This window comes from uncultured Thiodictyon sp. (assembly GCF_903828115.1).
GTDB lineage: Bacteria > Pseudomonadota > Gammaproteobacteria > Chromatiales > Chromatiaceae > Thiodictyon.
This window is the reverse complement of sequence record NZ_CAIKKU010000038.1, coordinates 1-8638: the sequence shown is the minus strand read 5'-3', so window position 1 is coordinate 8638 and position 8638 is coordinate 1. Positions and strand designations below refer to the sequence as shown.

At 68.8% G+C, this 8638-nt stretch carries 9 protein-coding genes; 2 read left to right on the top strand and 7 right to left on the bottom strand.

Annotated features, from left to right (window positions below):
- Together QZY48_RS01370 and QZY48_RS01365 are read right to left on the bottom strand one after the other, a co-directional pair.
- Positions 1-1003, bottom strand: a 1003-nt coding sequence (locus tag QZY48_RS01370) for a serine protease (RefSeq protein WP_295426711.1), incomplete at its 3' end; no start/stop codon positions are given.
- The gene (locus QZY48_RS01365) at positions 1000-2391 is read right to left on the bottom strand and encodes a polysaccharide deacetylase family protein (protein WP_295426708.1); all 1392 of its coding nucleotides are present in this window, start codon (positions 2389-2391) and stop codon (positions 1000-1002) included. The genes QZY48_RS01365 and QZY48_RS01370, both read right to left, overlap by 4 nt.
- Before the next feature lie 201 nt (positions 2392-2592).
- On the opposite strand from QZY48_RS01365, the gene QZY48_RS01360 reads away from it, so the two are divergent.
- Complete coding sequence (locus tag QZY48_RS01360) at positions 2593-3477, top strand: Rpn family recombination-promoting nuclease/putative transposase (protein ID WP_295426705.1); 885 nt, start codon at positions 2593-2595, stop codon at positions 3475-3477.
- A gap of 5 nt (positions 3478-3482) precedes the next feature.
- Here QZY48_RS01360 and QZY48_RS01355 read toward each other — a convergent pair whose 3' ends face one another.
- Both QZY48_RS01355 and QZY48_RS01350 read right to left on the bottom strand, forming a co-directional pair.
- The gene (locus tag QZY48_RS01355) at positions 3483-3758 is read right to left on the bottom strand and encodes a plasmid stabilization protein (RefSeq protein ID WP_295426703.1); all 276 of its coding nucleotides are present in this window, start codon (positions 3756-3758) and stop codon (positions 3483-3485) included.
- The gene (locus tag QZY48_RS01350; protein ID WP_295426700.1) at positions 3755-4048 is read right to left on the bottom strand and encodes a hypothetical protein; all 294 of its coding nucleotides are present in this window, start codon (positions 4046-4048) and stop codon (positions 3755-3757) included. The genes QZY48_RS01355 and QZY48_RS01350 overlap by 4 nt, the downstream gene beginning before the upstream one ends.
- A gap of 87 nt (positions 4049-4135) precedes the next feature.
- Between QZY48_RS01350 and QZY48_RS01345 the strand changes: the two genes are divergently transcribed.
- Positions 4136-4561: a hypothetical protein gene (locus QZY48_RS01345; protein ID WP_295426697.1), complete on the top strand. Its 426-nt coding sequence runs from the start codon at positions 4136-4138 to the stop codon at positions 4559-4561.
- Between the two features lie 248 nt (positions 4562-4809).
- Here QZY48_RS01345 and QZY48_RS01340 read toward each other — a convergent pair whose 3' ends face one another.
- The 3 genes from QZY48_RS01340 to QZY48_RS01330 form a co-directional block, all read right to left on the bottom strand.
- Positions 4810-7077, bottom strand: a complete 2268-nt coding sequence (locus QZY48_RS01340; protein ID WP_295426695.1) for a bifunctional serine/threonine-protein kinase/formylglycine-generating enzyme family protein — start codon at positions 7075-7077, stop codon at positions 4810-4812.
- 183 nt (positions 7078-7260) lie between these two features.
- The gene (locus QZY48_RS01335; RefSeq protein WP_295426692.1) at positions 7261-8019 is read right to left on the bottom strand and encodes a MotA/TolQ/ExbB proton channel family protein; all 759 of its coding nucleotides are present in this window, start codon (positions 8017-8019) and stop codon (positions 7261-7263) included.
- Positions 8016-8432, bottom strand: coding sequence for an FHA domain-containing protein (locus QZY48_RS01330; RefSeq protein ID WP_295426691.1), 417 nt, complete (start codon positions 8430-8432; stop codon positions 8016-8018). Before QZY48_RS01330 ends, QZY48_RS01335 begins: the two co-directional genes overlap by 4 nt.
- Positions 8433-8638: the final 206 nt, after the last annotated feature.

Below are 8638 nucleotides of genomic sequence, written 5' to 3'. Positions count from 1 at the left end.
CCGCGCGGGGGGCCGCGGCCGGGCGCAATGGGCGCGACAGGGCCCGGGTCACACCGTCGCGCACGACCGCGCGTCCGCGCGGGCTGGCCGCCAACGCCAGCGCGCTGCCCGCCAGCAGCAGCAAGAGCACCAGCGCGGACACCAACAGCGGCTCACGGTGCCAGATGCCGCCCAGCGTGCCCACCCGGCCGCGACTCGCCTGGTAGGGGACCCCGAGCCGCTCCAGCAGCGGGAACAACTCGTCGGCCGCAACCGCCCAGCCGATTCCCTCCCCCAAGGGGACCCGGCTGATCTCAGGCTTGCCGTCGGCACCGACGGTCATCACGGCCGCGAGCGATTTCTGGGTGTTGATGCCGATCACGCGGCCGTACTCATCGAACAGGGGGCCGCCGGAGTTGCCCGGATTGATCCCGGCACTGTGCTGAATCAGTTGGGCCACGCCGGCCGCCGACGGTTTGGGATAGATCCGCGTGACCACGCCCGGGTTGGCGCTGGGGTCGAACGGGTCGGCACCCGCGGAGTCGTCGGCGGCACCCGGAAAGCCGAAGGCCCGCACCGGGTCCAGCTTGGCCACGGTGGCGACGGCGGCGAAGCGCACCGCCGGGCGCCCGAGCGGGCGCTGCGTCTGGAGCACCGCCAGGTCGCGGTCGGCGTCGTGGGCCTGGACCCGGGCCTCGACGATGTTCGCGGCGCCTTGGCCGAGCAGCACGGCGACCCGGCCGCCGGTGGCGGTGCAGTCCACCACATGCCAATTGGTCGCGACATAGGCGCTGCCCCCGCTACCGACGACGAACCCCGACCCGCTGCCGCTCTTGGCCGTATCGCCGCCGGCGGCCAGGCAGACCACGCGCACGGTCGCGGCGTCCATGTCCGTGCGCCCGCCGGCGGCAACCGGACCCGCGACCAGCAAGGCGCAGGCGAACAGGCTGCCGAGCAGCCCCGTCGGGTGGACTAGCGCAACGCAGTCCACCACCCTGACGGATTCCTCTGCCCGGCGGGTCATTCCGTCCCCTTGCCGAAAAGCTTGTCATAGCGGTGATTGTCGCCGGGGTTCACCTCATAGCATTCCTCGACCAGGTGCGGGGTCCCGGCGGCGATCAGCTCGCTGACGGTGACGAGGTCGTAACCGCGCTTGCGGATCGCCGGGATCAGGGTCTTCATGGCCTCCGCGGTGTGCCAGCCGCGGCCATTGCCGTGGGCGACGACGATGGTCCCGGGCTTGAGGCTCGCCAGGACCCCCCGGACGATCTGCGCGGCGGACTGGCCCGCGGCGGGGTCGCCGGTGACGATGCTCCATTGCACCGGATAGAGCCCGGCGGCGGCCACGGCCGCGAGTGAGGCGGCATTACAGGTGCCATAGGGGTAGCGGAAGGTCTGGGGCAGAACGGGGATCTCGTCGTGCCCCGTGGCGGCATGGGGCTGGGCGCAGGGGCGCGCCAGCAGGTCCTCGCGCAGCAGTTCGTATTGGGCCTGGGTCCAGTGGATCTGATCCTCCATTTCCCGGCCGTCGAGGACGCGCAGGTTGCCGTGGGTCCAGGCGTGGTTACCGAGCTCGAACAGGGGATCCACCATCAATTGTTGAGTACGCTCGGGGTGGGAACGCATCCACTTGCCGCCGGCGTAGAAGGTGGCCTTGGCGTTTGCCGCGCGCAGGGTGTCGACCAACTCGCCGTCATAGCCGGTGACCTCGTTCGACTGTTCGCACAGGTCGAAGGTGAGGGCGATGAGCTTGCGGCCGTTGACGGGTGTCACCGAGCGCAGGGAGCGGGCGAAGGCGTCCCCCAGGGGCGGAGCGGGATGGTGCGGGGCGAGCCGGGCGGGGGGGCTGTGATCGGCGGGCAGCCGCTGCTTGATCTTGCGCTCGCCGGGGCGGCCGCTGAGTTGCTCCGGTGTCCAGCAGGCGGCGAGGATGGCCGCGGAGCCGGGTCCGGAGACGGGTTCTGGGACCTGGCCGAGGGGCGGCGGCACCGGGTCGGACGCGGGCTCGCTCAGGGGCTCGGGTGCAGGTACCGCGGTCGACGGCGGGACGGGCTGGACCCTCAGGTCGAGGGACCCCTGGCGCCGCGGGGGCGGGGCCTCGACGAGCGGCGCAGCCACCGTCGCGGGTGCGGGCATGACCGGGACAGATGCAGGTGCGGGCGCCCCGGGGTCGGTCGGGGCGGGGTTCACCATCGGCTGATCACCCGCTGCGGGCGCATGGCCCACGACCGCCTGGTAGTCGCTCGCGACGCTCGGGTCATCCGTCGCCATGGCCGGTCCCCACAGGGCGGCCAGGAGCAGGGTCAGTATTCGGGCGCGTTGGGCCGCCTCGTAGCCGCGGTGGGGGCAGGGGTGCGTGCCGCCAGGGTCGGTGCAACAGCCGGGGCAGAGTGCGTCGGGGGTCGGGTCCATCGCGCCTTCCTCTTTTCGGTTCAGGTCCGCGGGTTATTGTAGCCCAGGTCCAGCCGCGGCCGGCGAGTCGCGAGCCGTGGGGCGGTCGTAGGGTGGAGAAGCGCAGCGCAGTCCACCGACGGCAACGGCGGTGCCGGACTCCTTCAGAAGCCCGGCCGGTGCTATGCTCGACCGCCGACCCACGCCGCCGGAACCGTTGCGATGAGCGACCTGCTCGACCCCAAGAACGACTATGTGTTCAAGCGCCTGTTCGCCGACGCCCCGGCCTTGCTGGTGGCGCTGATCAACGCCGTGCGCCGCCACGCGGCGCCGATCACGCACATCGAGGTCAGGAACCCGGCGATCGAGGCCGCGGAACTGCACGGCAAATACATCATCCTGGACCTGTTGGGCGAAGATGCCGCCGGCGGCCAGTATAATATCGAGATGCAGGTGCGCCGCTATCGCGCCTGGAGCGCGCGCAGCACCTACTACCTGGCCCGGCTGATCAGTGGGCAACTGGTCGCGGGGGACGATTACGGGAGACTCAAACCGGCGATCGGCATCCATCTGCTCGACTTCGATCTGTTTCAGGAGCCGGCGCATCAGGATCAGGCGTGCTGGTGTTTCGAGATGCGCGATGCCGAGCGTCCGGCGGTGACCCTGGGTCAGGAACTGCAGCTCAACCTGATCGAACTGCGCAAGGCCGACCGGCTCCAATCCACAGCGGGCGCACTCGGCGCCTGGATTACGCTCTTTGAACACTGGCAGGAGGAGGAAACCATGTCCCGGATCGCAGACCCACCGGTGCGCGCCGCGCTGGACAAGCTCAGGACCCTGAGTGCCGACGCCGAGGCGCGGCGCCTTGCCTTCGTGAGAGAGCGCGCGCTACATGACGAGGTCAGCCTGCTGAAGGATGCGCGGGAGGAAGGCTGGGAAGAGGGCCGGGAGGCAGGCATGGAGGCAGGCATGGAGGCAGGCCGGACCGAGACGTTGCGCCTGACGGCCATCAATCTGATCCGCGGTACCGGCCTGGACGACGCGGCCATCGCCGCGATCACCGGGCTCGGCGTCGATGACCTCGCCGCGCTGCGGCGGGCCTTGTAGCAACATCAGTACACCGCATCATGATCGCCGACATTGATGGGCAGGATTTGCCCGTTCTCGATCAGCAGTTCCAACGTGATGCGGTAAGAGAGATTGATCGAGGCCGAGTGCAGCCCGGCGAGCCTGCCCTGTAACGGGTGCAGCCGCAACGAGGGATGGAAGGGATCGGCCTCCAACAGCCGCAAGGTCTTGCGATACAGTCGGCGAAGCTCCGGGTGACGCCGCAGAAATCGCTTCTCGACACGCTCATACCCTGGTGTGAAGACGAGCGCATAGGTCATCCCCGCCCACTCGGAGCGCGCGTCGGCTCGGCGTCGAGCGCCGCCTCGATCCGGTCCAGGTGGGCGTCCGCCGACTCGGCGACGCAACGCCCGGCGGCCAGGTCCGCCCGCGCCTGCGCGAGTGCCGCCTCCAACTCACACTCGCGCAGATACTGGTAGTGGGACAGGTCCATCACCACGAACCGGTCCTTGCCCCGCACCGAGACCAGTGCCTCGGACTGCCCCGCCAGGGCCGCCTCGATCGCCGCGATGCCTTTTACTTTCAGGTCATTGGCGCTGATGCTCGTCATGGTTGCCTCGCCGGCTCAGGTGTGAACGTGCGCTTTATCATGCGGTAGAGCGCACGCAAGAACAAGGCAGCCGCGCGGTAGACGGGGTTGCGTCCGAGACGAGTCCAACTGGCGCGCAGCGCAGTCCACCTGATCGAACTGCGCAAGGCCGACCGGCTCCAACAAACAGGGGGCGCACTCGGCGCCTGGATCACGCTCTTTGAACACTGGCAGGAGGACGAGACCATGTCCCGGACCGCAGACCCACCGGTGCGCGCCGCGCTGGACAAGCTCAGGACCCTGAGCGCCGACGCCGAGGCGCGGCGCCTCGCGTTCGTGCGCGAGCGCGCGCTTCACGACGAGGTCAGCCTGCTGAAGGATGCGCGGGAGGAAGGCCGGGAGGCAGGCCGGACGGAGGCGTTGCGCCTGACGGCAGTCAATCTGATCCGCGGTACCGGCCTGGACGACGCGGCCATCGCCGCGATCACCGGGCTCAGTGTTGATGACCTCGCCGCACTACGGCGGGCCTTGTAGCAACGCCGGTGCCCCTCTGCCGCTCCCGGCGCAGTCCACCAACGGCGGTGCCGGACCCGGTGGACTTCGCTCTCGCTCGTCCACCCTACGGGCTGCCGCGGAGCGAAGGCAAGTCGTAGGGTGGACAAGCGCAGCGCAGTCCACCGACAAGCCCGCCGACGGCGGTATGGGCGGCAGTGGATTTCGCTCTCGCTCGTCCACCCTACGAACTGACCCCCCAAGAGATAAAGGGGTAAAGGGGTAAAGGATCAAGGGGTAAGCGTCCTGGCCACGCGGAAACCGAGGACGTAGTTCCGGAGGCCGGTGAAGTACCCGAGGCGGTAGGCCGAGCGCACGGGCCTGGGGAGGTCGGACCAAGACCCGCCGCGCAGGACGCGCTGCCCACTTTCATGGCAAGAATCACGCCACTCTGCCCCGTCCTTCGGTGCATCGGTGTAGCTGTCATGATAACAGTCTTGGACCCATTCCCAGGCGTTGCCATGCATATCGTACAGACCCCACCGGTTGGCGGGGTAGCTGCCGACGGGCTGGGTCTTCTGAAGGTACTTTCCCGTCTTCGCGCCGCAGTCGGCATAGTCGTAATTGCCGTCATAGTTGGCCTGCGCGGTCGTTATGCAGTTGCCGGTGCTGAAGGCAGTGCTGGTCCCGGCGCGAGCGGCATATTCCCATTCGGCCTCGGTGGGCAGACGCCAGGTCTGGCCGGTCTTGCGGCCGAGCCAGGTCAGATACTGTTGGGCATCGTCCCAGGAGACGTTGATCACCGGGCGCTTACCGCGGCCCCAACCCTGGTCGGCGGGTTTCTGGGTGCAGCCGCCGTCGGTGACACAGGCGTCCCACTGGTTGAAGGTGACCTCGGTCTGGCCCAACTCGAAAGCGGCTACCTGGACGCGATGGGTGGGTTTCTCGTCGTCGTCGCATTCCTTCTCGCCCGGTTGGCAGCCCATGGAGAAACTGCCGGCGGGGATGGCGACCATGGCGGGAATGGGCGTCTTGTCAGACCGTGCCGCCTCTTGCGCGGCGCGCTCCTGGGCCAGGCGGGCCTCCTCGGCCGCTCGGGCCGCGTCGGCCGCGCGTTTTGCCTTGGCCGCCTGCTCCGCGCGGGCGGCCTCCGCCGCGCGCTCGGCCTCTGCCGCCCGCGCGGCTTCCTGTGCCGCCGCTGCCGCCCGAGCGTTCTGCTCGGCCTGTCCGTCGGCGGCCAGCCGCTGCGCCAGCCGCCGTTCGGCCTCGATCCGCCGGGCGCAGCCGTTGATCGCACACTGGTCGAGATAGTCCTGATAGGCGGCGGCGGTCTGTTGGTCCACGGCACGATCGAAGGCGGAACGGTCGCGACGGTCGCGCTCCTTCCACTCCTGGTAGAGTGCCGAACCAGCAAGCCCGCCGATCACGACGACGATGGACAGGGGCACGATCCAGGGACTGGCGCGTCGCTTGACTGCGTGCGTGGCGCCTGGTGCATCCCCCGGGGTCAGATCGGGCGCCGCCGGGGGCTTGGCTGGCGTCGGCGCGGATGGCGCTGGTGTCGGCTGCACCGCCAGTGGCGGCGGCACGACGGCCTGTTGCTGCAACCCCCACTGCAAGCTCACCATATCCTGGATGCGGTCCTTGGCCTTGACCGCGAGCGCCTGCATCAGCACGGCCTCGGCGGCGGCCGGCAAGGCGATGCCGAGCCGGGAGGGCGCGACCAACTCGTCCTGCTCCATGCGGTCAGGCGATTCCGGCGGGCGCTGGCCGGTAATGGCGTGGTACAGCGTGGCGGCGAGCGCGTAGCAATCGGTCCAGGGGCCTTGGCGGCCGCCCTTGTGGCACTGCTCCCAGGGGGCGTATCCGGGCTTGAAGATCATCGACAAGGACTGGCTCTGATCGCGCAGGGCCTGACGGGCGGCGCCGAAGTCCAAGAGCTTCACCTGGCCGCCGGTGGTGATGTAGATGTTGTCCGGGGCGATGTCGCGATGCAGCAGGTCCACCTGGTGCACGGCGCGCAGGGCGTCCATCACCGGCATCAGGAGTGCCAAGGCGTCGGCGAAGGGGATGCGCCCGCCGCGGCGCTCCAGATAGGTCTTGAGCGTGATGCCCGGGACATACTCCATGACCATGTAGCCGGTGCCGTGGGCGCGCAAGTACCCCTTGACGCCGACGATGCCCGGGTGCTGGTCGAAACGGGCGAGTGCGCGGGCCTCGTTGAGGAAGCCGGTCAGGCCGTGGTCGAACTGTTCGCGCGCCTCGCCGGGGCGCACGCTGAGGGTGGCCCGGTCGCCGTCGCGGCCGGCCAGGTGCAGGGGCAGGTATTCCTTGATGGCGAGCCGCAGTTCCAGGTTCTCGTCCCAGGCGAGATAGGTGATGCCGAAGCCGCCGTGGCCCAGCACACGGCCAATGCGGTAGGTGCCGTGGAGCCGGGTGCCCAGGGGCAGGCCGGGGGCCTGATTGTCCAGGCCCCGTTGCCAGCCGCAGTGGCGGCAGGGGTGGCCGGGGTCGGGCGCGAAGCAGTGGGGGCAGGGTGCGTCGGGGGTCGGGTCCATGGCGCCGTTTCTCTTTCGGTTCAGGTCCGCGGGTTATTGTACGTGGTCGTTGTCGTTGTCGTTGCCGTATTCGTGGTTATTGCATCGCTTTTCCGATTACGACAACGACAACGACAACGATTGTTTTCGCATTCAACTTGTTGTTGACGCGTGACTAGCGCCCACCCGCATACAGCCGGTTGATCAGGTTGGTAAGGGTATAATGACGGCCCGGTTGAGCGCGGATTCCTCCCGCGCCTGGACCAGGTTCATCAGCAGCACCAGGATGGCGCTCTCGACCAGGGCCACCAGGGTGGTATTGAAGGCGATGCCCAGGGCCTGGGCGATCGCGCCCAAGGGCTGGTCCTTGGCGGCGGGGACAATCATGCCCATGGCGAGCGCGATGCCGATGACGGTGCCGATGAAGCCGATGGTGGGGATGACCCACACCAGATAGCGCAGCATGGCGTAGCGCAAGTCGGGCCGGTGGTCGATCAACTCCAGGCTGCTGTTCATGACGCTGACGGTCTGATCCACCGAGCGGCTGGCCCGAAACTGGAGGATGCAGAGATCGATCAGGCTCGGCAGAAAGCCGTGCTCCGCGTCGTAACGGTCGGCAACCCGGGCGCGGATGGCGGGCAGGTCGTGGTCCTGGAGGATGACGCGATAGTCCTCCGGCAGCAGGGCCTCGCCGTTGATGGCGTGTTCGCGCTCGGCGACGCGCCAGCGGCAGTAGACCTCCCCCAGACCGACGAAGAACAGCAGGTGCATGAGGTTCTGCACCATGAAGGGATAGACGAAGGGTGAGTTCGGCGCCATGACCTCGTTAAAGTCCAGGATCACCACCGCGGCGCCGCTGCCGGGTTTCAGGACCCAGCTCAGTACGGCGATAAAGAGAACGCCGGCCAGGAGCGAGAGGCCGAGGATCGGGAGCCGCTTGGGCAGGTCCCACAGGGCCTTCATCGTGCGCACTCCGGGCAGGGCTGGCCGACGGTCTTGACCGCGCCGCAGTCGCAGCGCTCCAGGCGGCGGCCTTGGACGGGCGGGGTCGGCGGTGCGGGGGTCGCCGCCGGCTGGGGCGGTGCGAAGCCGGGGTACCTGAGCCGCGCCGCCTCCAGGATCTCGCGTACCGTCAGGGCCACCTCGCCCAGGCGCACCCGGTCCAGGGGCGAGACCAGTTCCTGGTGGACGCGCTGCTCGCGCCCATCGGGCAGTAGCCGGAAGGTGCCGTTGCGGCTCTTGCGGTCCGTGAGCAGGAGCTTGCCCGCGGGCAGAAAGGTCAACTCCGCATGGCGGGCACTGACGCTCTCATGGGCCAGGGCGATGTCGCAGTCGCGGTCGCGGCCGATGAGGAGTTTGGTCGGGGATGCCGTCATCTGTAGCTGCTTCCGGGAGGGTGTTGCAGGACCGGGGTGGGGTGGACTCGAGGCGATTGACAGAATCGCACGCCGACGAACCAGATACCATGGTCGATTGAGGTTTCGCGGCCGGGGTGTACGCGCGCCTGCGGTACCGGTCTCGATCATCGTTGCGGTTGGGTGCCCGGGGCAGGCTCCGGGTGCGATCAGAACTGATCATCAGT